The following is a 24,718-nucleotide window of genomic DNA, read 5'->3' on the forward strand; positions in this document are numbered from 1 at the left end:
GTGTTGAACATAAAAAACTACTTGAAATTTTTGATTTGCTTTTTAATCGTAATATTTGTAAGCGGTTGCGAACTGAATACCGGAAAATATCAAATTATTTATAACGGAGATCAAAAGAAAGAGCAAAATAAACAAAATGAAAGCAAAGAAAATTACACGATTGCCATCGTACCTAAAGTAAGTGGGATTCCTTATTTCAACGCAGTGGAAGAAGGGGCTTTCGAAGCTGGCGAGGACTTAAACGTTAATGTTTTATTCACTGGCCCACCTATTGCCGATTGGAAGCAGCAGCGAAATATTATTGAAGATTTCATACAGAGAGACGTTGACCTAATTGCTGTTTCAGCCAACGACCCAGAAAGATTAGGACCTGCATTGCAAAAGGCAAGAGAAAAAGGCATAAGAGTAATTACCTGGGATTCGGATACGGACACAAAATATAGAGAACTATTCATTAATATGGTTGACCCTGAAAATCTAGGCCGGCACCTAATGGATAATTTGGCCTCTAAGATGGGGGAAAAAGGCGAGTACGCCATCATGACGGGTTCTCATGTTGCGGCGAATTTATCAACATGGATGAACTATATCATCGAGCAGCAGGAAGAAGAATACCCAGAAATGAAATTAGTAGATGTAGTTGAGACGGAAGATAATTCCCAAAAATCATATACAGGGGCTGAAAAGCTATTAAAAACTTATCCTAACTTGAAAGGGATACTAGGCAGTTCCTCAGTCGGTCCTCCCGCAGCAGCACAGGCAGTTAAGGATGCGGGAAAAGCAGGGATGGTTACCGTAACAGGGCTTTCTACCCCTAATTTAATGCGGAGTTATCTAAAAGATGGATCAGCTCAAATGATTACATTATGGAGCCCTAAAAAACTGGGCTATTTAACGGTTAGTTTAGCGAAAGAATTATTGAATGGTGAAAATCTTAAGGATGGGCAGCATATTGGAAAGGTTGGTAATATCAAAATAAAAGGAGACACCGTCATAATGGGACTGCCCATTGATTTTACAAGGGAGAATATCGACCAATATGATTTCTAGACTTCTTGAAAAAATAAAATTAAAAAACTCCCGTTTATCAACAAAATTAATTATTACGTATATCTTGTTAACAGTTATTCCTATGGGCCTTTTAGGTGTCCTAGCTTACTATGAATATACAAAATCCATTGAAGAAAAAGTGGGAGAATATATTCCGAAATTATTAAAGCAAGCCAATAATAATCTTGAAAACAGTCTCGGAGAATTAGAACGACTACCGGAACTGATTTATAGCTCCAGTGATGTTATGTCTGTTTTAAGAGATAGCAGCTATAAGAATCAATCTCAATTAAATCAGGACCAATTTGTAGTAGAGAGTTTCTTAACGAATACCTATCTTGATAATAGCTCAGAAATATTGGGAGCTTTTCTTCTCTCTAAAAATCGATCCTTTGTCAGTACGCGGATTCCCTATGAGGGATTTAATCTTGGAAATCTCTCCCTTCCATATGGTGAAGAACATGATTTAGGAGAGAAAGTCGAACTGATTTTGCCTAAACAAGCAAGTCTGAAGTTTGAAGGTAATCCTCCCTATATTTTGTTAATGAAACAGGTAACAGATGTTGATAATAGAAAATCACTTGGTACGCTTTTCTTAGCGGTTAAATTATCATTTATTGAAGATGTTTTAGCTGATTTAGAAAAAGAAAAAAGTGCGGCTATGTGGGTAATGGACGAGAATGGCCAGGTCATTTTTCATACAGATCCTTCAAAGATTGGTTCGGTTTATACTGAAGTAAAGGATTACCCATTAGAAAATGGAAGCTTTCAGACAGGGACAGCGGAAGAAAGAACACTCATTAGTATTAATAAATCAGCACGTCATAAATGGATTTTAGTTCATAGTATTCCTTTAAAATATCTAACAATGGGAACGGATATGGTTAGAAAAGTAACTATTTTAGCCTTTTTTACGCTTGTCATTATCACGAGTCTACTATCGGTTTTTCTTGCCTGGTCAGTCACAAAGCCTATAAAAAAACTAGGACATATTATGCAAGAGGTGAAGGAGGGCAATCTAAGTGTCTCCATTCCCGTTGAATCAACAGATGAGGTTGGTGTCTTGGCCCAAAGCTTTGACTCCATGCTTACAGAAATTAGGGATTTAATCCAGAAAAACTATTCCATTGAAATACGTCAAAAGAACGCTGAATTATATGCTCTACAATCGCAAATAAACCCGCACTTTATGTACAATACTCTCCAGACGATTAGTATGGCAGTTGAAGACGGAGAATCTGAAACAGTTGTTGAAATGGTCACACTTCTTGGCAGGATGCTTCGTTATTCATTAAGTAACAAGGATCGGCTGGTGCCGATTTCACAAGAAGTAGACCATATTCAGGACTATTTAAAAATCCAGAAATACAGGTTTGAAGAAAGACTTTCTTACCAGATACAGACGGAACTTGATACTGGCTCCTATTTTACGCCCAAATTTATTTTACAACCGCTTGTCGAGAATTCTATTAAATATGGATTGGAAAAACGAAAAGGGCTAAGTATTCAAATTTTTGTGGAAGAAATTTCAAATAAGTACAGTGAAAAAGATATATTATTTACCATTCGTGATAATGGTCCAGGAATTGATGAAGAGAAGCTGAAAGAGTTAAATAGCAAATTGAAGTCCGATCCGATGGGAAAAAGAGAGTCTGGTTTTGGGATATTAAATGTTCACGCCCGGGTGATGATGATGTTTGGAGATCAATATGAATTACGAGTAAATAGTTCCATCGAAAAAGGTACAGAGATTATGATACAAATTCCAGCAATTTTAAAGAATGAAGTAACAAATTACTCGTTGATTCAAAGGGATGGTGAGGGAAGATGACACGAATAAGAACGGTTATTGTCGATGATGAAGGAAGAATTCGAAGAGGGATTGAACGAATGGTTCGTTCATTAGGAGATGAATGGGAACTCGTTGGTACATTTTCTGATGGATTAGAGGTTTATGAAGCGGTTATCAATCAATCCCTTTCTTTTGACCTGCTCATTTCCGATATTAGGATGCCGGAAATGGATGGGTTAACCTTAAATAAAAAACTTAAAAGCCAGCTATCCTTCCTGACCATTTTTATAAGTGGATTTGATGATTTTGAATATTTGCAGACTGCCCTTCGAGATGGTGCTGTTAATTATATTTTGAAACCAATTGATAAGGAACAGTTTCAAATCCAGATGGATGAAGTGAAACAAAAAATCGAAATGCTGTACAAGGAAAAGCAGGAATGGAACAGAATGCAAGAGAAGGCTTCGCAACTGGAGTATACTAAACAGCTGCAGCTATTAAGCGAAATGACCTGGAATGAAGAAAAAGATATTGCGTATCTAGAATGGACCCGGCAGTTTCCAAGTGGCTGTTATCAATTAGTTCATATTAGTATTGATCAGATTTTTTCTCAAACTAAAGAATTTCTGCCCGAAGATTGGAATAGTTGTACTCAAAAAATTGAAAATATTTTAGAAGAAACAGTTGTTGGTTCTATTCGAGTTCACCAGATTAATAGCTGGTGGTGGCGGGGCAGTAAGTTGAATTATTGGATTTTGTTACAGATCCAAGATAAAGCAGATGCTTCCAATTTTTTATCCATTTCAAGAGAATTTGCTGAAAAACTTAGAATCTCCATACACAAATTAACCCCGGTAACAGTATCCGTTGCTCTAGGTAATGAATTTAATGATCTTGCATTATTTAGTAATATGAAGAACGAGTTGCATACCTTACTTCAGTTTCGAATGATTCAAGGAGGAAATCAAGTCTTTGAGACTGATTTGTTTGAAGGCATAAAAGTTCAAAAATCAAAGGGAATCTCGTCTTCTATTTTAAAATATACAGAACAAGTGATTAATTCGTTTTCACAGGGGAAAAGGGATGATTTACTTAAGGCATTACAAGGCTATTTTCGTGAAATAGAATCTTTATCATCACCTGTTATGATTAATGAAGCGGTACATTATTTATTAATTGGGATTGTGAATAATTGGATAGAAAATGATGGTTATAGTGAGGATCCGAATTTACTAACAGATGCTTTAAATATTACAAAAAATGCAGCAAATTTCATCCAGTTGAAGGATAGGGTAAAAATGTGGATTGTACATGTGATGGAAAAAATGACTGATATGAAAAAGGAGCAGCATAATCCTATTCAGGTTGCGAAAGAGTGGATAAAAAATAATTTGGGGGACAATATTTCGATTAAGAAAATTGCACAACAGGTCTATATGAACCCAAACTATTTTTGTGATTATTTTAAAAACCAAACTGGGGAGACTATTTTAGATTATGTAACCTCCGTAAGACTTGAAAAAGCCAAGGAACTGTTAGAGAAAACGGATTTGAAGATTTATGATATTTCCTTATCTGTAGGTTATCAAGATACAAAATATTTTAGTCGCTTATTCAAACAATGGATAGGGCAGACACCCTCGCAATTCAGGGAGCATTTCTCTAAAACTTCATCAGATAATTAAGTTGTTAAAAGAGTCAAGGAGCATAAGCTCTCCTTGGCTTTTTTATCGTTTTGGAAATTATAAAATTTTCGCNNCGTCTTATGCTTGTCGGGGCTGTTCAAGGCGCTTGCGCTTTTGTTCTTTTGTAATCCCTTCCAACATTCTGAATATTTTCACCCCTAACTGAATTTTGTCTCCTACAAGTAAGCGTTTTATCACGGTATAGTTTAACTATAAGGAAAATTAAATTCTAGAAAGGAAAATACCTATGATCAGAAAAGCGAGTATTATGTTTGTCAACCGTGATAGTTACGATGAATATAAGCGCCGCCACGATGAAATATGGCCGGAGATGGCTGCAGAATTAAAGGCACATGGTGCACATAATTATTCTATTTTTCTAGATAAAGAGACTGGTAGATTATTTGCTTATGTAGAAATTGAGGATGAAGAGAAATGGGAGCATATGTCGCAAACAGCTATCTGTAAAAAATGGTGGTCGTATATGGAGCCGTTAATGGACACGAATGCAGACAATAGTCCAGTTTCAATTAATTTAGAGGAAGTATTTTATTTAGAATAGTCGTTTTGTACTAGTTTCAAAAATGAAACCGTTTCCTGTATAAAAACAAATTATTAGGAGGTATTACAATGGCTAAGATTGGTGCTAAAAAAACGACTGGTTGGAAAGCAACCATCTCTGTTGCAATGGCGAACTATATTGAAGCTGGATCCATCATAGCAGCTGCAAGTAGTTTAACTATGTGGCAAGCATATCTTCATTTAGATAATATAGCGGTAGGCCTATTAAGTGCACTGAGTGCCAATGCGTTTGGAGCGGCAGTAGGAGCTTTGTTTGGCGGTTATTTATGTGATAAATATGGACGGAAATTTATATATACCTATGACTTGCTGGCTTATATGCTGGGAGTTTTATTAATTGCTGTTTCAGTTAACTTCCCAATGCTATTAGTCGGGACCATTATTACAGGAATTGCTGTAGGTGCCGGGGTACCAGCCTCATGGACTTATATTGCAGAAGAAGCACCAGCTGATAAAAGGGCTGCACATGTTGGAACGGCACAGTTAGCATGGTCAACCGGCCCAGCAATTACATTTTTACTTGCCGTCTTACTTGCACCACTAGGTTTACTAGGAAGCCGAATTATTTTCATCCACTTATTAATTATTGCTTTTATTACATGGTACATCCGACAAGGATTATCTGAATCAGCGATTTGGAAAGAAGGCAAAGAACGAGAAGCGAAAGAAGGAAGCAGCAATAATAAAGGTGTACTCAAAGAATTATTAAGCCTAAAACCGAATCGTGAAGCATTATTTTTATTAATTGGTATCTATTTATTCTGGAATTTAACCGCAGGTGCAATGGGTTATTTCATGCCATATATCTATCAAAATGTTGGCGGGTTAACAGGCACACAAGCGAATTTACTTCAAGTTTTACTTTGGAGTTTAACAGTCGCTACCACTTATTTTGTATTCATGAAACTAGGAGACAAATTTAGCAGACGTTCCTTGTTTGGAATAGGAGCGGTAATGGGAATCGCAGCATGGTTAATTCTAACGTTTACAGGAATGAACTGGTTCTCACTTTTTGCTTTCGTTATTCTATGGGGCAGTGCTGCTGGCTTCGGCGCTCAAGCGTTCTACGGTTTATGGGCAAGCGAACTTTTCCCAACAAGATATCGTGCTGGTGCACAAGGTATTATGTACTTCTTAGTAAGACTCGGCATTGCGGTCTGGTCATTTATATTACCAACTGTGATGGATAAATTAGGATTTAAAATCGCTGGTATTGTAATGCTTGTCTTCTTAGCCATTCATTGTGTGATCGGGATTCTTCTTGCTCCAAATACGAATGGTAAAACATTGAAACAAATTGAAGAAGAGCGGTTTGGAAAATCAAAAGCAATTAAAGGCAAAGCGGTTTAATTGAATAAAATTATGATAACCTGGTTCCAGCATTTCGTTGGTCCAGGTTTTTTATTTCTTAAAGCCTAATTTAGTTTTTCAGTTAGTTGACCGAGATATGATATGATTTGGCTAATAATAAGAAATAATGCAATTGGAAAAAGGTGAATTACAATGAACCAGGACCTTTTAGATGAACTTCTCCAGGTAACGGATGAAGAGAAACTCATTTTGGACCAGCGAAAGAATGTAAGTAAAGAACTCTACACGAGTAAGACGAACTTTGTCATAGAGAGTGAAAAATTTCTTAGTAATGACAAGATGATTATGGTTCGAAAGCATACGCGTTTTGTTGATTTTCCTTTGCATAAGCATGACTATATTGAGATTAATTATGTCTATAATGGTGAGCTTAAGCAAACGGCAGGCGGCCGGCCCATTACGTTAAAAAAAGGTGAACTATTATTATTAAATCAACATATTGAACATGAAATTAAAGCATGTGCCAAGGAAGATATTGTTATCAACTTTATCATTCGTCCTGCCTTCTTTGATTTTATTTTTTCGTTTTTAAATTCAGGCAATATTGTCAGTGATTTTTTAATCAGCGGTTTATACAATAACACACAAAATGGACAATTTTTATATTTTAAAGTAGCCGAAGTCGAGACAATCCAGGATATGATTGGGAAAATCATCTATGAAATTATGCATCCTTCCCCTTTTTCGGAATCCACTATTAAGCTTTATATGGGGCTATTGATGATCGAATTAATCAAAAATACGGATCTAGTTGAGCGAAAAGAGGAAGCTTCGATGAACCACTATTTGGTGGTCGAATCTCTTCAATACATTGAAGAGAATTATAAACATGCTTCTCTTTATGAATTAGCTGAGAAACTAAACCAATCCCACTATGGGTTAAGTAAAACAATCAAAAAAGCGACGTCGCATACCTTCAAAGAATTGCTGCAGGAAAGACGGCTTGTAAAAGCAAAAGAATTATTAGAGAGTACTGAGATGCCGATTTCTTCGATTGTAGAAGAGGTTGGATATGATAACATCAGCTATTTTTATCGGATTTTTAAAGGAAAGTATGGTCAGACACCAAAAGAATTCAGAGAACAGGCAGTAAATGAGAAAACAAAACTGGATTAAACTCTAGCGGGATTTATTGGTACGCGCTTTCATTGTAGGATATAATGGAAAGGAAAATAGAAGGGAGGAGTACTAAATGAAATACATAAACATTGCAAACACAGACCTTCAAGCATCAAACATAATTATGGGAAATATGCGCATACCACAGCTTTCCATAGCTGAAGCAGAGAAATTAATACGCTCAGCGATGGATGAGGGAATTAACTTCTTTGACCATGCGGATATCTACGGGAAGGGTAAATCTGAGGAGATTTTTTCAGAGGCGATTCAAATGAATTCTTCTATCCGCGAAAAAATGATCATACAGAGTAAATGTGGGATTCGCAACGGTTATTTTGATTTTTCAAAAGAGCATATTCTGGAGTCGGTAGATGGTATTTTAAAGAGATTAAATACCGAATACCTTGATATACTGCTTCTTCATCGTCCAGACCCATTAATGGAACCTGCTGAGGTAGCAGAGGCATTTCAAGAACTTAACAACAGTGGAAAGGTTAGATATTTTGGAGTTTCCAATCATAACCCTGCTCAAATAGAACTGTTGCAAAAATACACACCCCACAAGTTAGTGGTAAACCAGCTTCAGTTTAGCATTGCGCATACACCTATGATTGATGCAGGAATTACACTAAACATGAAAATTGACCAAGCAATTAATCGGGACATGAGTGTTCTAGAATACTGCCGCTTAAATGATATCACCATGCAAGCGTGGTCCCCGTATCAGCACGGTTTCTTTGCCGGAACCTTTTTAGGCGATTTAGAGCACTATCCGGAGCTAAACGAAGCAATAGACAGCATCGCTGAAAAATATGGTGTAACGAAAACCGCAATAGCAACGGCTTGGATTACACGCCACCCGGCAAATATTCAGGTGGTACTTGGAACCACTAAAGTCGAGCGCATGAAAGACGCATGTCAAGGTTCAGATATTAGACTGACAAGAGAAGAATGGTATCAAATTTATAAAACTGCAGGGAATATTATCCCATAATTAAGTGATTAAAAGGGCATAAGAATTCTTATATCAAGAAATCTCATGTCCTTTTATTGATTTACGTCCCATGAAATTTTAGAACAAGATTGCTATAATAAAAGCAGGCTAATAGCAGTCTCCGTCACTATTAACCATTAAACCAATCTACTAATCTTTGGGAGATTTAAAAACCAATTTTTAAGGAGATGAAAGTAATGGGGTTATTAGAAAATGGGATAACCTTCATTAATTTTGACGAAACGTACTTTGCACAACATAAGCTCCATAATTATTTACATGATGATCTCGACTTTCGCCAGATGAAGCATGTCAACCTGTATTGCGAAGAAGATTCTTTACAGAGCTTAACGAAACAGCTGGACAAGAGAATTCAAAAAGGGATAACCTTTATTGGCAGCGGAAACTATCATTATGTTACCTTTATTTTATTAAAAGAAATTAAAAAACCTTTTACTCTTGTATTGTTTGATAACCATCCTGATATCGGATTAGATAATAATCCACATGAGAATCTACTTTCATGTGGCTCCTGGGTTTCCTTTGCCCTTAAGGAAATCCCATTGCTGCAGCGAGTAGTAATTATTGGTCCAACCACTATAACTTCTCACTTTTCTACTGACCCTCGAGTGGTCATTTTTCCATTTGACGGCAGACATGACTACTCGATAAAATCGGTTTTATCTGTTATTCACACCGGTAATGTTTACATCAGTATAGATAAAGATGTACTAAACACAACTGACGCAGCAACAAATTGGGATCAAGGAATAATGGATATGACTAGATTAAATCGTTTCCTTGAAGCCATCCTAATTGCAAAGAAGGCTGAGGGCATTGATATATGCGGTGAAGTACCGATTAACCCAACTAACATACTTCTCCCAAATTATCAGACTATGATCTATAAAAACGAAAAAGCAAATTTACAAATATTGCAGACATGCCTGAAAATGAGTCATCTTCAAAATAAAGGCGCATAGCAGAAAAACGGGCTGAACATTCAGCCCGTTTTTAATTAAGAAACAGATATTAGGGGGAGAGGGGAAGCCGCTTGTGTTAACTTTTGAATCTCAATATATAAAATATGATGTTCTTCCATTTCCTTGATTTTAAAGGAATAGCCTTCAAATTCTATGCAGTCATCCATTTTAGCATCGAACTTCTCTGACAGGAACCAGCCGCCAATCGTATCTAAATCTTTATTTGAGATGGAAGTGCCTAAAAGATCGTTAACGGTTTCAATGAGGACTTTCCCACTGACAATATAATGCTCATTGGCTAATTCACGCACATCAGGAATCTCGTCTGTATCAAATTCATCTCGAATATCACCGACAATTTCTTCAATAATATCCTCAACGGTTACAAGGCCTGATGTACCTCCAAATTCATCGATGAGGATGGCCATATGGGTCCTTTCTTTTTGCATTTTCAATAATAAGCTTTGAATAGGAATGGTTTCAATTACAGTGATGACCGGTTTAATGAATGGTGTAAGAGAGTTATTCTCTTTCCAATCCTTGTCCAATTTGGTTGTTAAGATATCCTTAATATTGATAATTCCGACAATATTATCCTTATCTCCATTAATGACAGGGTAGCGTGTATATTTTTGTTCCTTGATTAATGAGAGAATGTCATCCCGCTGATCATCGACTGAGATACTTACCATTTCCGTCCTAGGTACCATAATTTCTTTTGCAATCCGATTATTAAAATCAAACACATTATTAACATAGGTTAATTCCGATTCATTTATTTCCCCGCTTTGGTAACTTTCAGAAAGAATAATCCGTAATTCTTCTTCTGTGTGAGCTAACTCGTTTTCAGAGGCGGGTTTTAGACCAAAGAAGCCAACTAATAATCTAGAAGAACTATTTAAAATCCAAATGAACGGGTAGAAAACTTTATAAAACCCAATCAAAGGTTTAGCAAAAAGTAGTGTAATCGTTTCTGCTTTTTGAATCGCAAAAGATTTAGGAGCTAATTCGCCCACGACTACATTAATAAAGGTAACTAAAACAAAGGCTAATATGATGGATAAAACATGTGTAAAAGCACTATTTAAGTTTAGTATAGTGAATAGGGGCTGTAATAACTTTGAAACGGTCGGCTCTCCCAGCCACCCAAGTCCGAGAGCTGTAACCGTAATGCCGAGCTGACAAGCGGATAAATATTCATCTAAATGCGTAACCACTTGTTTCGCAGCCTTAGCTCCTTTTTTTCCTTCTTTCATTAGTTGATCAATCCGTGTGCCTCTTACTTTTACAATCGCAAACTCTACAGCGACAAAAAAGGCTGTGAGGGCAATAAAAATGGCGATCATGATCAGGTTAACTATTTCCAAATGTATAGCCTTACAGCAAGTAAGGCCTACACCTCCAGTCTTAAAATCTAATAAAATATTGAACTATAGTTCAATTATGACATAATGTCATATGATTTGTCAATGAAATGTGAACTATGGTTCACGTTTCGCTGATTAAGGTGAAATCCAACATTTATTACTGACTGATGGGATGAAACATCCGCTTACTGCCCAAGCTTAAAAATATATAACAAAAATGCCCGATTTAAACTTAATCGGGCATTGTTTCTAATTGATTTTACCTAAGAAGTCTAAAATTCTTTCATTAGCCAGGTCATTAGCCTCTGTTACATAAATATGCCCAGCACCATTGATTGTTAAAAATTCTGCATTAGGAATTTTCTCTGCTAAGGTTACTCCGTTTGCATATGGCACTAACCGGTCCGCATTACCATGGATAACTAAAACTGGGACGTTGATTTGATCAATCTCACTGTAGGTATCATGAGCTAAGCAGGCCTGAAGCTGGAGCATGTAAGCATAGGGCTTGACAGGTACTTCGATTCGTTTTTGAATATCTTCTGCCACTTGGTCTCGGCAATTCTCAATAAAACTCGGGCTGTACAGGATTGGTGCTGTGGCCCAGGCGATTTCTTCAGGTGTGGCAATCGCCGACCCTCTTGATAGCAGCTGCATGGCAACGTCAGCACCAGGCGGCACATGATGTATCCCGCCGGAAGTTGTACAGCCTAATATTAACGAACGGGTCCGTTCTGGATATTTTAACGCAAACCTTTGAGCAATCATGCCCCCCATAGAAATACCATAGACATGTGCGGAATCAATTCCAGCTGCATCTAGGACAGCACGTGTATCATCCGCCATTTGTCCGATAGAGTAAGGTATATTGGGCTTGCTGCTTGAACCTGTTCCACGGTTATCAAAAATAATGACCTTGTAATGCTCACTAAGTACTGGTAGTGTCCTGAACCAAGACTTTGAATTAAGCCCTAAGCCCATAATGAGTAGTAGTGGCTCACCTTCTCCATGTATTTCATAATAAAGGTCGACCCCATTGGCATTAGTTATTGGCATTCCATCCATCCTTTCTCTTCCAATTAATAGTAAATAATATGTAGAAAAGTTCTATAGAAGACCATTTAACCAGGTAAACTTAACCCAAATTTATAAGGGCGGATGAAAAATCAAATCTGTTATATGGTTAAAAAAACTTATAGAAGAATATTATTTTTTCGCTTTTTTATTGATCGTTTGACAAAAAATATTTAGGGAAGATTCATGCTCTTATTGTCGAAAATCTAGCTGATCAAGAAAATATTTCGACAAAACTCCCCATGCTCTTTCAGAACGGCTGATTAATGAGTGTGGAGAGTTCTTGATTACAAAGGGTGGTTTAAAGGGTGTATCAAATGAAGGATTGGAGAAGTGGGGAAATAGAGAAAAATGTCGAGAAGGAAGGGTTTACAAAATAGCCTTTTTCTACAATAATCATAATTATATCAGTATTCTATTAATAGGTAGATCACTTCTTAGAATTACGGCGGTTATTAAAAAGAATATTTGCTAGGTTACTATAATTTTAGGAGGTATCTTTTTTTATGGTTTATCAGCAAAAGCCGTGGTTAAAAATCTATGATCCAAGAATTGATGAGCATGTGAATATTGAACACCAATCCCTCTATGATTTTCTAAAAGGGGCAGTTAGCCAATATAAGGATAAGCCAGCCCTCACCTTTTATAGTAAGGTTTGGAGCTTTAATGACACCAAGGTGGTTACTGACAGATTTGCTGCAGGTCTATCTCGTGAGGGCTTTCAAAAGGGTGATCGCTTTGCTATTATGCTTCCTAATTCCCCGCACTATATTTTTAGCTTGTTTGGGATTTTTCGACTGGGCGGTATAGCTGTTCAGGTAAATCCTATGTACGTAGAAAGAGAAATTGAACATGTTTTAACTGATTCAGGTTCACAGTATATCGTTGTTCTAGATGCTCTATACAGTAAAGTTAAAAAAGTCCAGCCGAAAACAGCTTTGAAAAAAGTTATTGTGGTCAGCCTTGGGGGCGAGAGAACAGCTCTTGCAGAAGGGGACCAATACTTCGAAGATTTTCTTCCTGAAAATATAAACATCCCTGAAGTACATATCGAACGTGAAAATGATGTAGCATTGCTTCAATATACAGGTGGAACAACTGGCCCTTCTAAAGGAGTGATGCTTACCCATCTTAATCTGCTAGCCAATTTTAATCAGGTTTGTGATTTTGCTTATAAAACTTGTGAGAAACCAGAAGACTTTAAAATGATTACTGTTCTTCCTATGTTCCATGTTTATGGACTTTCTAGTACGGCACTTTGCGGTATCCGAGAAGGCGCCAATCAGATTATTTTGCCGCGCTTTGACCCTAAGGAAGTAATGGAAACAGTAAAACGTGAAAAGCCTTTCCAAATGTCTGGAGTTCCAACCATGTATTTCGCTTTAAACAGCCAGCAAGGTCTGGAAGAATGCGGTTTTGAACACCTGTATTACGTAAGCTGTGGAGGGGCGCCGCTGCCTGTGGAAGCAGCAAGATTATTTGAAAAGAGAACAGGAGTCAAACTGCTTGATGGTTACGGTCTTTCCGAATCGTCACCAACGGCTATTTTCAGTCCTCCGTTTGTCCCTAGAAAATACGGCAGTGTGGGAATCCCTGTTCAAAGTACTATTGCTAAGATAGTTATACCGCAGGACGGAGAATATATCGATGCCCCCGTGGGCGTTGAAGGGGAGCTAGTAATCAGAGGTCCACAGGTTATGAGAGGCTACTGGAATCGTCCGCAGGATACTGAAGAGACAATAAAAGATGGCTGGCTTTATACAGGAGATATTGCCAAGATGGATGAGGATGGCTATTTTTATATTGTAGATCGTAAAAAGGATATGATTATTGCAGGCGGATTCAATGTATATCCTAGTGAAATCGAAGACGTCCTCTACCAGCACGAAGCGATTGAAGAGGCGTTAGTAATAGGGGTACCTGACTCTTACCGTGGTGAAACTGTGAAAGCTTTCGTTAAGGTAAAAGGAGGATTTTCAGTCACAGAAGAAGAAATTAAACAATTTGGAAGGAAAAATCTTGCCCCCTATAAGGTACCAAAAGAAGTTGAAATTCGTTCCGAGCTGCCGAAGTCCTCGGTAGGAAAGTTACTAAGAAGGGTCCTTCGAGAACAAGAAATATTGAAAGTTAAAGCTTACTAGAGAGAAGGGTATGGGATGAATATTCAAGAGCTTTTTAGTTTAAAAGGAAAAACCGCGATTGTAACCGGCGGTGGAAGAGGACTGGGGCAGCAAATTGCGACAGCTTATGCAGAGGCAGGAGCAAATATCGCTATTTGTTCTAGAAATCTAGATGCCTGCAAACAATTTACCGAAGCCCTAGAGGAAAAAGGGGTTCGGGCAATTGCCTTCAAATGTGATGTCTCTAAGCTTGAAGATATTCAGCATGTTGTGGACGAGACTCTGAAGGAATTTGGCAGAATTGATATTTTAGTAAATAACAGCGGTACGAGCTGGGGGGCACCGGCATTAGAAATGCCTGCAGATAAATGGGATAAGGTGATGGACATTAACCTTACAGGTGTTTTCTTATTCTCCCAAGCTGTAGGGAAAATTATGGTCAAGCAAAAGTCCGGAAAAATTATTAATATCGCATCAATTGCCGGTATGGGTGGGCAAGATCCATTGGTTATGGATGCGATTGGCTATTCTGCAAGTAAGGGGGCGGTTATTACTTTAACCAAGGACCTAGCCGTGAAACTTGCGCCATACAATGTCCATGTAAATGCCATTGCTCCAGGATTTTTCCCAACCAAAATGGCAAAGGCTATCCTTAATTATTCAGGTCAAAAAATCCTTGAGCGGACTCCGGCAGGAAGGTTTGGCTCAGATGACGACATGAAGGGTCCAGCCTTGTTTTTAGCTTCAGATGCTTCCAATTATGTCTATGGGCATATTTTAGCCGTAGATGGGGGAACCACCGCGAGCGTCCAATAATTTTTCGTTAGGCAGGAATTAAAGAGGTTAAACATGAATTCTAAACAGCAAGATCCTAACAATCAAGATCCTATCCAGTTTTATAAACAAATCGAAGCAGAGATAAATAAAAGAATTCATGCTCGTACCAATTCCCGGGCCTTTACAGTCGCAGTTGGCAAGGCGATGGATTCACATATAAAAGAATTAAGGATTTATAAACGATTAATTACTAGGTGGTTAAATCGTTTGGACCTTGCCACTAAAGATGAATTTGCGTCCCTTTCTAATAGAATAGTAGATGTTGAAGGGGAGATTGATTCTTTGGATGAATCCATCTACCAAATCATAAACTTGCAAAAGAAAAATCAACGCAAGCTAAAAATGGTTCGGGAATCACTGGAAGAATGGGCGACTTTTTTAAACTGTGAGGTAAGAGAGAAACGCAGCAATCATATTAAAACACTGGAAAATGATCTACAGGATTTAAAGAAACTATTTGAAATGGATAATATGAAGGAGGAAATCGATCATGACTGAAAATAATCAAACAGTATTAGAAAACCAAGGAACAGAGGAGTTAGAAAAGGAGCTATCGAGCCTTGACCTACTATGGAAGCTTGGTTTTGATGAATTAGATGCATGGGCTGAGCGCTTTAATAAACAAGATGAACGCTTCTTAGAGGCAGTAAGGAACTATGTCGAGAAGGCAAAGCAAAATCAGGAGAATGTGATTGCGGTTGCTGCCCAATTTGGTTTGGAGTTAAAGGAGTGGGAACAGTCAACACGGGAAGAACTCCTAATGACCACTACATCACTACAGTATTTCTTCCCTGTTAAATCCTATGAAGAAATCAATCAAGTAGTGGAAGATATTCAAAATAGATCGGCGCAGATTTTAATTACTCCCGTTCAGAAATTAACAACTGGCCAGATACAGGCTCTTGATAAGTTATTAGAAACCGTTGAACAATATATTTCTATGAGAAAAAAGGGACGCGAAAAGTATCTCGAGAGTGTAAAGAAAACCACAAATGTTCTTTATGAAAATCAAAAATTATTTGTTGACGTCTTTACGAAACAGGTTAAATCAGCTATCTTACCTTTTCAAAAGTATTTGAAAAAGTAATAGAGTAAACAAAATGATAAGAGGTGAAGGTAGATGTCTGACAAAGAAAATTACGATCCATATGAATCCCTTCATAAATTTAGTTTATTGTGGGAAAAACAAATAAATGATTTTATCTTTCTATTAGCCAATAACAAAGACTATGTAAAAATGTCGCACAGAGGGACAGATTTGCATTCGCGTATTCTTGAAACTTTTAAAAAAAATCAAGAGGCATTGGCAGGTGCCCTTAATTTCCCAACGAAAAATGATGTGACAAATGTGGCTAACCTAACCCTTCAAGCGGAAGAAAAAATGGAAGCCCTAGAAGAGCAAATTTGGGATTTACAGGATTCTGTAAAGTCACAAAATAAAGAGATTGAAAGTGTTGTCGAAGTATCCAAAGAAATCATCAAATTAACCAAGCAGTTAAAGAATGAGTTAGTCAAGACAAAGAAAGAACTGTCTGATACAAAGAGCTTACATGCTGAACTTCAGGAATTGAAATTTGAATTATTAAAACTAAATAATTTTAAACAGGAATTCGAGACAATTAAAGATCTGATTAAAGAAGAAAAGTCCGCAGAACCTGTGTTAACAGGCACAGCTTCAGGAAACTAACTAGGAGGGGGAGAAAACTACTTTGGCAGCAGATTCACCATTAACAGAGTTCATTCCCACCTTGGATTTTGACAAAGAAATGCAGCGCTGGGCTAACGTAATTAATATTCTAAGTGAGCCCGAGCCGGAAGTTGGTCACACTCCAAGAAATGAAATTTGGCGGAAAAATAAATCCGTTTTATGGCATTATCCGGCGAAACAGAAAAAATATGAAATTCCTTTATTTTTCGTTTACTCCTTGTTTAATAAGCCATACATTTTAGATATCGCCCCAAAGGCTAGTGTCATTGAAGGACTAACCAATATGGGCTATGAAGTGTATTTGTTGGATTGGGGTTCACCGGGGTATGAAGACAAGAAGATAGGGATTGACACCTATATTGAGAAATATTTACGGACCGCAGTTAAGCGAGTGATTCGTCATTCCGGTGCAGAGGAAATAACTCTAATCGGCTATTGCTTAGGCGGGACGATTGCTTCTATTTATGCGTCGATTGCGGAAGAGCCAATCAAAAATCTAATTGTCGCGACCGTACCCATTGATTTTCAGCCATTTATGGGACCCGATAAGTGGGCTGAAGGGTTTAGAGCAGGAGATATTAACTTCGAGCGCTTTATTGATACCTACGGGATAATTCCACCTAAATTGGTAGAAGGTATGTTCCGGGCAATAGGTGCGCCTATCTATTTCACAAATTATACCAATCTTTTACATCGAGCTCATGATTCAAAGTATGTTGATAAGTGGCGAAGGATGAATAAATGGACACTTGATCAGGTACCATTTGCTGGTGAAGCCTATCGTCAATTGGCGAGAGACCTCTTTAAAGAGAACAAGCTCGTTAAAGGAGAAATGATGGTTGGCAATAAAGTAGTAGACTTAAAAAATATAAAGGCCAATCTATTTGTCGTTTCCGGTTCGCGGGACAATTTAATTCTTGAAGAGCAAAGTAAACCGATTATGGATTTAGCCTCTAGTAAGGATAAAACCTATATCACGGTTGAAGCAGGCCATGTCAGCTTAGCTTTAACCGGTCTGTTTGCAAAAATTGTGCATCAATGGGCCTCAAGCCGATCGAATCCTCTCTAAATTTAGTCATAATATCGGGTACAAGTAAATATATAATATGTATAGGCAAGTGGGGAAGGGGAAGTAATTCCCTCCTCCTTCAACTTGCCGTTTTATGCTTGTTTAAAAAGCTTCTTAGTGTCCTATTAAAGCTATCCTTTGCTTCAAGCTTTGCAATGTGGCCTGTATTTCTGAAAATCACAAATTCAGAATGAGGAATTTGTTTATGCATCAAGAGTTGCACCCAAGCAGGTATAAGGGAATCATATTGTCCGCCAATGATTAAGGTGGGAACCTTAATCTTAGGAAGTAATGTCAAATTATTAACTTCCAGGCAGGCTTCCATCGCTTTAAAATGATACTCTCGATTTGGACGGTAAAATTGGTAAAATTTCTCGAAATTATCTTTGTTCCAAGAATAGAGGCAAATTTTTGCGGCCGTTTCTCTTAGTACATCCTGCGATTTATTTTCTGCATGTGCTTTTCGATATCTTAAAAAAAGCTTTCCAAGTATTTCTGGCGCATAATGTAAGGTGCTGACCAGCATTAAGGAACGGCACATTTCAGGGGCCTGACGGTAGATTTCTTGTGCCACCATTCCACCCATTGATAAGCCACAGATGTGTGCGCTTTCAACGTTGAGGCCTTTTAGTAAGCTGATGACATCTTCAGCGAAATGTTTTATTGAAATTTCTCCAGGCTTTTGATACTCACCATGACCACGCAGGTCGGGTATGATTAAATCGTACTGATCGGCAAATTCAAACTGGTTTGACCAGCCCTCTTTTACTTCTCCAAGGCCATGAATAAAAACTAATGGTTCACCCTCACCAAATCGCAAATAAGGAATGCAGGAGTCGCCAATAAAAAATTCTCCCAATTTTGATTCCTCCTAAGTGTTTTTATAAACATATGTTGCCAATATTTGTAAGGTGTAAACATTTATAAAATTCCGATTACTTAATTATATAGGTGTTGAAGTTCATTTATTACCAGTATATGTAATTTACATATATAAAGAAAATTCAGTATTACAGGAGTAATTTGTTTTAAGATGGGGGAATATCAGCTAAAATGAAGTATTAAGAAGGAAAAATAATTGAGGCAGGAAGTTTTTATTAATGAGGTACCAGGAATGATAAAAAAGTATTTAACCTTTCAAAAAAATAATGGCATTGCACCCTATATTTGGACCATCCTTTGCATTCTGCCTTTTTATTTTATAATTCAATCCGCTTCTACGATTAAGATTGTCGTGGGTATATTATTGACTTTGGTTTTCTTTATTCTTTACCGGATTGCGTTTATCTCTAAGGGCTGGCCTGTTTATTTATGGACCTTAATTTTAATAGGTATATCGATTACAGCGTCCAGTCTTTATAGTTATGTTTATTTTGCTTTCTTTCTTGCTTATTTTATCGGAAATATTAAGGACCGAATAGCTTTTTTAACGCTATATTTTATTCATCTCATAAGTACGTCCGCATCGATCAACTATAATATTGTCATGCAAGAAAAATTGTTTCTCCAGCAGCTGCCGTTTGTCATCATTATTTGGATTAGTGTGATACTCCTCCCATTCAGTATTCATAATCGAAAAGAGCGCGGTCAGCTTGAAGAAAAGCTCGAGGATGCCAATAAACGAATTTCGGAACTTGTTAAAATGGAGGAAAGAAATCGGATTGCTAGGGACCTGCATGATACACTTGGGCAAAAACTTTCCCTGATTGGCTTAAAGACAGACCTTGCCCGGAAATTAATTTTGAAGGACCCTGAGCAGGCTCGTGATGAACTTAAAGATGTACAGCAAACTGCACGGACTGCCTTAAGTGAAGTGAGGAAGATGGTTTCTTCTATGAGAGGAATTCGACTGAAGGATGAGATATTTCGGGTTAAACAAATGATTAAAGCTGCCCAAATTAATTTTGAATGTAATGGGGAGTTTGTGCTTCAAAATGTTTCGCTGCTAACTGAAAACATTTTAAGTATGTGCTTAAAAGAGGCGGTAAACAATGTGGTGAAACATAGCGAGGCAAAGACTTGTTCTATTTCTATTGCACAAATGTCGAAAGAGACGATAATGACTATTCATGATGATGGTGTTTTCAAGGGTAAAACAGATGAGCTGTCAGAGGGTCATGGCTTAATCGGCATGAAGGAGCGGCTCGAATTTATAAATGGCAGCTTTGAGCTATTGACTGAGAATGGCACCACACTAATCATCACTGTGCCGAATGACGTTAAGCCAACTGATAAGGAGGAAGGCAAATGATCAAAATCGTTATTGCTGAAGACCAACAAATGCTGCTTGGAGCATTTGGTTCCCTGCTTAATTTGGAAGATGATATGGAAGTGGTCGGAAAAGCTTCAAATGGAGAAGAGGCCGTCGCGCTTGTAAAGAAATTTCAACCGGATGTCTGCATTATGGACATCGAAATGCCTGGAAAAACCGGACTAGAAGCCGCAGAGGACATAAAAGGTCTTGGGTGTAAAGTCATTATTTTAACAACCTTTGCGCGAACTGGTTATTTCCAGAGGGCCTTAAAGGCTGGAGTAAGCGGGTATTTGTTAAAGGATAGCCCAAGTGAGGAGCTAGCCAGTTCAATCCGAAATGTGATGGCCGGCCGACGAATTTATGCACCCGAATTAATGGACGATGTCTATGGGGAAGAAAATCCATTGACTGACAGAGAAAAAGAAGTACTTGAGCTCGTAGCCGATGGGAAAAACACCAAAGAAATTGCTGAGACCCTCAGCATCAAAACGGGTACCGTGCGCAATTATATTTCGATTATCTTAGATAAACTGGAAGTCAAAAACAGAATTGAAGCAATCACCCAATCAAAAGAAAAGGGCTGGTTTAAATGAGGTGTATTCCAAGGAATACACCTTTACTTTTTGAGGGGAATTATTCTTACTCAACGGCCGTTTGGTAACTTTCTAAAAAGTTTTTGATGTATTCGAATACCTCAAAAGGACGTTCTTCTGGTACAGCGTGTCCTGTCTCTTTTAAAACAATTAATTCAGAGTTCGCTAAATCCTTATGCAGCTGTTCACCTACTTTAAGTGGCATAGATTTATCATGATCGCCCCAAATTAGCAGACAGGGTGTTTTGATTTGTTGAAGCACATTTCCAGGTAAATCTCCTTCCCGGTCACGGATCATTCTGGTAAGGGCAATAAAAATTTCATCTTGTAAAAAAGGCTGGAGATAGCCGTTAATCATTTCCTCATTAATAATTGAGTGATTATATAGAGCATCCTGAAGATTCTTTCTTACCCCTGTTCTGGCGAAATAGTATTTAACGAAGCGATGAAAATACGGCAAATAACTAGTTAAGATTAAAGGCAGTTTAGAACGTTTTAAATAAGCTGAACTGCAGAGAAGAATGGCTTTGTCTGCAATATCTGGCATCATATGGAGGATATTCAGGACGATTTGCCCCCCCATTGAATGCCCGATAAAGGTCATTTTTTTAAGGCCTAAGGATTTTGTTAGTTTGATGACCGTTTGGGCCAGGTTTTTATAGGAATACACATACTGATTGCATTTCCCGCTTTTACCAAACGGAGGAAGGTCGACGGATAAAACTTGATAATCCTGTTTCAAAAGGGAGATTAAATGCCTAAATGTAAAGGTGGAAGAAAGAAATCCATGTAATAAAACAAACGTTTTTTTGGATGTTTGATGAGGGTAAAATTCATAATAAACATTAATATTATTTACCGGCTGATGGCCAGTGAAAGCTGCCTGCTCCATACATTATTCCTCCTGCTCCACAAAAATAGTTGCCATTAATTTTCCCCCGTAATCAGAAAAAATGCCTATAGTTTGATTAGGGAATATTAGGAATTAATGTACGATTTTTCTAAAAATTAGTACAAAATCCTTACAAAAAAATGATAAGATTAAATCAAAAATATCTTCAGATTTGTTGTCCATTGTGTACATACAAATGTGTTTTTATGGTGCCTGACACCAGCTTTCAAGGGGGGAAGACGGTTGAATATTATTGAGGCGATTGATGTGAATAAAGAGTTTAATGGCCATTCTATTTTGAAGGATGTTTCATTTACGATTAAGGAAGGAACGATTAATGGTCTGCTTGGCCCAAATGGAGCCGGGAAGACGACTCTCATTCGATTGCTTAATGGGGTAATTGATGCCACAAACGGAACGATGAAAGTAATGAATTATGATCCTAAATTTCACGGTGATGATATAAGAGCTCAGACTGGGATTGTAACAGAGAGCGCAGCCTTGTACCATGACATGAGTGCTTGGGACAATCTTGTTTTTTTTGCCAAGATTTATAAGGTCTTTGATCAAAAGCGTATCAGTTATCTGCTAGAACAATTTGAGCTGTATGATAAAAAGGATCATTTGGTAGGTACATTCTCGACAGGTATGAAAAAAAGATTATCCTTGGCAAAAGCACTAATCCATAAGCCTAAATTGTTATTCCTTGATGAACCAACAAATGGATTGGACCCAGAAGGGATTAATGATGTTATTCAATTATTGAAGAAGGTAAATGAAGAGGAGGGCATTACAATTTTGATTTGTTCCCATGTCCTTCATCAATTGGAAACAATTTGTGAAGCCTTTCTGTTTCTAAAAGAAGGTCGTTTGATTGAACAGGGAACAAGAAGAGAATTGGAAGATAAATATTTATCGGAGATTAAACTTTTAGTGGAGACCGGACTTCAGCCTGCAGATCCTAGAGTTTATAGAGGATATTCATATAAAAGAAAGAGTCCCAGTCAACTGGAATTCACTCTTCTATCTAAGGAACAAATTAGCCCGTTGCTAAAGGAAATCCTCACAGAGTCCTGGATATATTCCAGTGAAATCACAAACAGGGGTCTTGAAACACTTTATTTCAAGATTAGAGGTGGGGACCATGAATAAACGAATTATTACGGCCATTGTCCAAAAGGATATCAAGACAACCTTTTCGTCCAAAAAGGTATGGATACCCATGATCATCCTGCCTGTTATCCTCTGTATAGTTTTACCGGCCCTGTTTGCTTATTTTGGGATTCATACAGATCTTATTGGCGAGAATGCCAATGATTTAGAAAAACCGATAAATGATTTTTTAAGAAGCTTTCCTAATGATGATATGCGGAACACCCTCGCAGCCCTTCCAACATTGGGATACAAATCTGTTTATTTCTTTTTAAACTTTATGATGATTCCATTCTTTTTGATGGCAGCCATTATTAATTCGATGGTAACCGCTTCAAATAGCTTTGCTGGAGAAAAGGAAAGAAATACGCTCGAAACATTATTGTTTGCACCGATTACAGTCAAAGAGTTGTTCCTGGGGAAGGTAGTAGCGGCCTTTATTCCATCGCTGCTTATTACCTTTGCAGCCTTTTTAATAAACGCAATTGTGGTGAATGTGATTACTTATCCCTATTTTAAAGAAATATTATTTTTCAATTCCACATGGCTATTATTGATGCTGTGGGTGGTTCCGGCATTAGTTATTTTTAATATTATCCTGAATGTCTTAGTATCTGCCAGAGTAAAATCATTTCAAGAAGCCCAGCAATTTGGTGGAATGATGGTACTTCCGGTTGTTGGTCTAATTATCAGTCAAGCGAGTGGTTTGTTCTTCTTAAGTCCATTATTACTCCTTTTCATTGGGGCAGGATTACTAATTGCCAATGTTTTCTTACTAAAGCTCATCACAAAATATAATCAACGTAATGCACTTTTTCAGAGCCAAATCCATTAAAATATTCAGTGCCAACGTACGCCTGAGGTGGACAGTGTCTTTCTTTGGTACCTGACACCAAAGATGATGACAGCATAAATAATGACTACAAAAAAATTTTTTTAGAAAATTGAAATAAAGTGTTTGAATTTTTAGAAAACTCCTTGTATAATGAAAAAAAGCTCAAGGAGTTGATTTCCATGGAAAAGAAGTTACTTAATTCACCACAACATTCGGATGAGAATCAAGATGCTGTTATTGCTGAGATGTTCCTAAACAATGCCCTGCTTGAATTTAAAAGGGAGAAAATCCGAAAGGAAATCGACCAAACGTTACAAGATGGGGATAAGGAGTTATTCCTAAGATTAACAGAAGAGCTAAAGAAGATTTCTTAATTATTTTACTATCGTAATCAAATATCAATAATACGGCTCTATCCTTAATTGGATAAGGGCTTTTTTCTGTTTTCCGGTATCTGATTATCTTTATAGAATGGGTTTGTTGTGACACCTGCTATTAACTGCTAATATAATTATATTCAAAGTGTCAATTTACTTAAGCTAATAAAAAAACATACTGGGGGATTCCATGGAAACTAAATTCAATTTGTATTTAATCAGACATGGTGAAACATATTTAAATCGTTATAAAAAAATGCAAGGCTGGGCTGATAGTCCACTAACTGAGGAAGGGAAAGCTGTGGCAATCGAAACGGGGAAAAGGTTGGCCGATGTTCAGTTCGACCGCGTATATACGAGTGATTCAGGGAGGACAGTTGAAACAGCTGAATTAATACTTCAACAAAATAATGACAACCATAATTTGGTGATAAATAGAAGAAAAGCCTTTCGAGAAAGTTTTTTTGGAAGCTTTGAGGGAGAATATTCTGAGGTTGCTTTTCGTAAGATTGCCGAAGACAATGCCTGTTCTAGCACTAAGGAATTGTTTCAAAAACATACTCTAGAAGATGTCATGAATTTTATAAAAAAGTCAGACCCCTTCCATCATGCCGAGAATTACTATGAACTATGGGGAAGGATTGAAAAAGGATTAAATGAGATTGTATCAACTAGTCAAAATCTTAATGAGAACATATTACTCGTAACTCATGGCGTTATTATAAGAAATATCATTAGTAAATTTTCTAAAGAATTTGATAAGGGAATTGAAATTAAAAATTCTAGTGTCTCTGTATTAGAATATTCCAGTAACATTTTCCAAGTTATTTCTTTTAATCAATAGACTAGTACATAAAAAGGAGA

General features: G+C 37.4%; 24 protein-coding genes. 20 read left to right on the top strand and 4 right to left on the bottom strand.

The annotated features are described in order from the left end of the window. Window positions 1-3 precede the first annotated feature (3 nt). From COD92_RS21980 to COD92_RS22015, 8 genes are all read left to right on the top strand, one after another. Window positions 4-1,050: an autoinducer 2 ABC transporter substrate-binding protein gene (locus COD92_RS21980; RefSeq protein WP_255286582.1), complete on the top strand. Its 1,047-nt coding sequence runs from the start codon at window positions 4-6 to the stop codon at window positions 1,048-1,050. Continuing rightward, window positions 1,040-2,881, top strand: a complete 1,842-nt coding sequence (locus COD92_RS21985; protein ID WP_098528519.1) for a cache domain-containing sensor histidine kinase — start codon at window positions 1,040-1,042, stop codon at window positions 2,879-2,881. Before COD92_RS21980 ends, COD92_RS21985 begins: the two co-directional genes overlap by 11 nt. Continuing rightward, on the top strand, window positions 2,878-4,527 hold the full coding sequence (locus tag COD92_RS21990; RefSeq protein ID WP_098528520.1) for a response regulator transcription factor: 1,650 nt from the start codon (window positions 2,878-2,880) through the stop codon (window positions 4,525-4,527). The genes COD92_RS21985 and COD92_RS21990 overlap by 4 nt, the downstream gene beginning before the upstream one ends. 247 nt (window positions 4,528-4,774) lie before the next feature. After that, window positions 4,775-5,089 carry an L-rhamnose mutarotase gene (gene rhaM, locus COD92_RS21995; RefSeq protein ID WP_098528521.1) on the top strand — a complete coding sequence of 105 codons (315 nt, stop codon included), beginning with the start codon at window positions 4,775-4,777 and terminating at the stop codon, window positions 5,087-5,089. A 68-nt stretch (window positions 5,090-5,157) separates the two neighbouring features. Continuing rightward, window positions 5,158-6,459 (top strand): MFS transporter, encoded by a 1,302-nt coding sequence (locus tag COD92_RS22000; RefSeq protein WP_098528522.1) that lies wholly within the window; start codon window positions 5,158-5,160, stop codon window positions 6,457-6,459. A 153-nt stretch (window positions 6,460-6,612) separates the two neighbouring features. Further along, window positions 6,613-7,596, top strand: a complete 984-nt coding sequence (locus COD92_RS22005) for an AraC family transcriptional regulator (RefSeq protein WP_098528523.1) — start codon at window positions 6,613-6,615, stop codon at window positions 7,594-7,596. Window positions 7,597-7,672: 76 nt separating this feature from the next. Continuing rightward, entirely contained in the window at window positions 7,673-8,593 is a 921-nt protein-coding gene (locus COD92_RS22010; RefSeq protein ID WP_098996544.1) for an aldo/keto reductase, read from the top strand. Between the two features lie 197 nt (window positions 8,594-8,790). Further along, window positions 8,791-9,576: an arginase family protein gene (locus COD92_RS22015; RefSeq protein ID WP_098996545.1), complete on the top strand. Its 786-nt coding sequence runs from the start codon at window positions 8,791-8,793 to the stop codon at window positions 9,574-9,576. Window positions 9,577-9,611: 35 nt separating this feature from the next. Here COD92_RS22015 and COD92_RS22020 read toward each other — a convergent pair whose 3' ends face one another. After that, window positions 9,612-10,922 (bottom strand): hemolysin family protein, encoded by a 1,311-nt coding sequence (locus COD92_RS22020; protein ID WP_098996559.1) that lies wholly within the window; start codon window positions 10,920-10,922, stop codon window positions 9,612-9,614. 270 nt (window positions 10,923-11,192) lie between these two features. Then, window positions 11,193-11,999 carry an alpha/beta fold hydrolase gene (locus COD92_RS22025; RefSeq protein WP_098996560.1) on the bottom strand — a complete coding sequence of 269 codons (807 nt, stop codon included), beginning with the start codon at window positions 11,997-11,999 and terminating at the stop codon, window positions 11,193-11,195. A 524-nt stretch (window positions 12,000-12,523) separates the two neighbouring features. Between COD92_RS22025 and COD92_RS22035 the strand changes: the two genes are divergently transcribed. Genes COD92_RS22035 through COD92_RS22060 form a run of 6 tightly spaced genes read left to right on the top strand, consistent with a single transcriptional unit; the run spans window position 12,524 to window position 17,751 of the window. After that, a complete protein-coding gene (locus tag COD92_RS22035; protein WP_098996547.1) occupies window positions 12,524-14,158 on the top strand; it encodes a long-chain-fatty-acid--CoA ligase in 1,635 nt (544 codons plus the stop codon). A 15-nt stretch (window positions 14,159-14,173) separates the two neighbouring features. Further along, window positions 14,174-14,953 carry an SDR family oxidoreductase gene (locus tag COD92_RS22040; protein ID WP_098528528.1) on the top strand — a complete coding sequence of 260 codons (780 nt, stop codon included), beginning with the start codon at window positions 14,174-14,176 and terminating at the stop codon, window positions 14,951-14,953. Window positions 14,954-14,986: 33 nt separating this feature from the next. Continuing rightward, on the top strand, window positions 14,987-15,472 hold the full coding sequence (locus COD92_RS22045) for a hypothetical protein (protein ID WP_098996548.1): 486 nt from the start codon (window positions 14,987-14,989) through the stop codon (window positions 15,470-15,472). Next, window positions 15,465-16,061 carry a hypothetical protein gene (locus tag COD92_RS22050; RefSeq protein WP_098528530.1) on the top strand — a complete coding sequence of 199 codons (597 nt, stop codon included), beginning with the start codon at window positions 15,465-15,467 and terminating at the stop codon, window positions 16,059-16,061. Before COD92_RS22045 ends, COD92_RS22050 begins: the two co-directional genes overlap by 8 nt. Before the next feature lie 33 nt (window positions 16,062-16,094). Further along, window positions 16,095-16,661, top strand: coding sequence for a polyhydroxyalkanoate biosynthesis repressor PhaR (locus COD92_RS22055; protein WP_098528531.1), 567 nt, complete (start codon window positions 16,095-16,097; stop codon window positions 16,659-16,661). 22 nt (window positions 16,662-16,683) lie between these two features. Beyond that, window positions 16,684-17,751: an alpha/beta fold hydrolase gene (locus COD92_RS22060; protein WP_098528532.1), complete on the top strand. Its 1,068-nt coding sequence runs from the start codon at window positions 16,684-16,686 to the stop codon at window positions 17,749-17,751. Window positions 17,752-17,830: 79 nt separating this feature from the next. Here COD92_RS22060 and COD92_RS22065 read toward each other — a convergent pair whose 3' ends face one another. Continuing rightward, entirely contained in the window at window positions 17,831-18,610 is a 780-nt protein-coding gene (locus tag COD92_RS22065) for an alpha/beta fold hydrolase (protein ID WP_098528533.1), read from the bottom strand. A gap of 255 nt (window positions 18,611-18,865) precedes the next feature. On the opposite strand from COD92_RS22065, the gene COD92_RS22070 reads away from it, so the two are divergent. Continuing rightward, window positions 18,866-20,002 (top strand): sensor histidine kinase, encoded by a 1,137-nt coding sequence (locus COD92_RS22070; protein ID WP_098528581.1) that lies wholly within the window; start codon window positions 18,866-18,868, stop codon window positions 20,000-20,002. Then, a complete protein-coding gene (locus tag COD92_RS22075) occupies window positions 19,999-20,598 on the top strand; it encodes a response regulator transcription factor (RefSeq protein ID WP_098528534.1) in 600 nt (199 codons plus the stop codon). Before COD92_RS22070 ends, COD92_RS22075 begins: the two co-directional genes overlap by 4 nt. 46 nt (window positions 20,599-20,644) lie before the next feature. Here the strand turns inward: COD92_RS22075 and COD92_RS22080 are convergent, their stop codons facing one another. Next, window positions 20,645-21,490, bottom strand: a complete 846-nt coding sequence (locus COD92_RS22080; RefSeq protein ID WP_098528535.1) for an alpha/beta fold hydrolase — start codon at window positions 21,488-21,490, stop codon at window positions 20,645-20,647. A 243-nt stretch (window positions 21,491-21,733) separates the two neighbouring features. Between COD92_RS22080 and COD92_RS22085 the strand changes: the two genes are divergently transcribed. From COD92_RS22085 to COD92_RS22100, 4 genes are all read left to right on the top strand, one after another. Beyond that, entirely contained in the window at window positions 21,734-22,642 is a 909-nt protein-coding gene (locus tag COD92_RS22085) for an ABC transporter ATP-binding protein (protein ID WP_098528536.1), read from the top strand. After that, window positions 22,635-23,477 carry an ABC transporter permease subunit gene (locus tag COD92_RS22090; RefSeq protein WP_098528537.1) on the top strand — a complete coding sequence of 281 codons (843 nt, stop codon included), beginning with the start codon at window positions 22,635-22,637 and terminating at the stop codon, window positions 23,475-23,477. The genes COD92_RS22085 and COD92_RS22090 overlap by 8 nt, the downstream gene beginning before the upstream one ends. Window positions 23,478-23,656: 179 nt before the next feature. Further along, the gene (locus tag COD92_RS22095; RefSeq protein ID WP_098528538.1) at window positions 23,657-23,851 is read left to right on the top strand and encodes an IDEAL domain-containing protein; all 195 of its coding nucleotides are present in this window, start codon (window positions 23,657-23,659) and stop codon (window positions 23,849-23,851) included. Between the two features lie 193 nt (window positions 23,852-24,044). Beyond that, entirely contained in the window at window positions 24,045-24,698 is a 654-nt protein-coding gene (locus COD92_RS22100) for a histidine phosphatase family protein (protein WP_098996549.1), read from the top strand. The last annotated feature ends 20 nt before the right edge of the window (window positions 24,699-24,718 follow it).

This window comes from Bacillus sp. AFS037270, from assembly GCF_002585305.1.

Excerpts from the sequence above, each read along its gene's own strand:
- COD92_RS21985 (WP_098528519.1), top strand. The coding sequence starts at position 1,040 with ATGATTTCTAGACTTCTTGAAAAAATAAAATTAAAAAACTCCCGTTTA.
- COD92_RS21990 (WP_098528520.1), top strand. The coding sequence starts at position 2,878 with ATGACACGAATAAGAACGGTTATTGTCGATGATGAAGGAAGAATTCGA.
- rhaM (WP_098528521.1), top strand. The coding sequence starts at position 4,775 with ATGATCAGAAAAGCGAGTATTATGTTTGTCAACCGTGATAGTTACGAT.
- COD92_RS22000 (WP_098528522.1), top strand. The coding sequence starts at position 5,158 with ATGGCTAAGATTGGTGCTAAAAAAACGACTGGTTGGAAAGCAACCATC.
- COD92_RS22005 (WP_098528523.1), top strand. The coding sequence starts at position 6,613 with ATGAACCAGGACCTTTTAGATGAACTTCTCCAGGTAACGGATGAAGAG.
- COD92_RS22010 (WP_098996544.1), top strand. The coding sequence starts at position 7,673 with ATGAAATACATAAACATTGCAAACACAGACCTTCAAGCATCAAACATA.
- COD92_RS22015 (WP_098996545.1), top strand. The coding sequence starts at position 8,791 with ATGGGGTTATTAGAAAATGGGATAACCTTCATTAATTTTGACGAAACG.
- COD92_RS22020 (WP_098996559.1), bottom strand. The coding sequence starts at position 10,922 with ATGATCGCCATTTTTATTGCCCTCACAGCCTTTTTTGTCGCTGTAGAG.
- COD92_RS22025 (WP_098996560.1), bottom strand. The coding sequence starts at position 11,999 with ATGCCAATAACTAATGCCAATGGGGTCGACCTTTATTATGAAATACAT.
- COD92_RS22035 (WP_098996547.1), top strand. The coding sequence starts at position 12,524 with ATGGTTTATCAGCAAAAGCCGTGGTTAAAAATCTATGATCCAAGAATT.
- COD92_RS22040 (WP_098528528.1), top strand. The coding sequence starts at position 14,174 with ATGAATATTCAAGAGCTTTTTAGTTTAAAAGGAAAAACCGCGATTGTA.
- COD92_RS22045 (WP_098996548.1), top strand. The coding sequence starts at position 14,987 with ATGAATTCTAAACAGCAAGATCCTAACAATCAAGATCCTATCCAGTTT.
- COD92_RS22050 (WP_098528530.1), top strand. The coding sequence starts at position 15,465 with ATGACTGAAAATAATCAAACAGTATTAGAAAACCAAGGAACAGAGGAG.
- COD92_RS22055 (WP_098528531.1), top strand. The coding sequence starts at position 16,095 with ATGTCTGACAAAGAAAATTACGATCCATATGAATCCCTTCATAAATTT.
- COD92_RS22070 (WP_098528581.1), top strand. The coding sequence starts at position 18,866 with ATGATAAAAAAGTATTTAACCTTTCAAAAAAATAATGGCATTGCACCC.
- COD92_RS22075 (WP_098528534.1), top strand. The coding sequence starts at position 19,999 with ATGATCAAAATCGTTATTGCTGAAGACCAACAAATGCTGCTTGGAGCA.
- COD92_RS22080 (WP_098528535.1), bottom strand. The coding sequence starts at position 21,490 with ATGGAGCAGGCAGCTTTCACTGGCCATCAGCCGGTAAATAATATTAAT.
- COD92_RS22090 (WP_098528537.1), top strand. The coding sequence starts at position 22,635 with ATGAATAAACGAATTATTACGGCCATTGTCCAAAAGGATATCAAGACA.
- COD92_RS22095 (WP_098528538.1), top strand. The coding sequence starts at position 23,657 with ATGGAAAAGAAGTTACTTAATTCACCACAACATTCGGATGAGAATCAA.
- COD92_RS22100 (WP_098996549.1), top strand. The coding sequence starts at position 24,045 with ATGGAAACTAAATTCAATTTGTATTTAATCAGACATGGTGAAACATAT.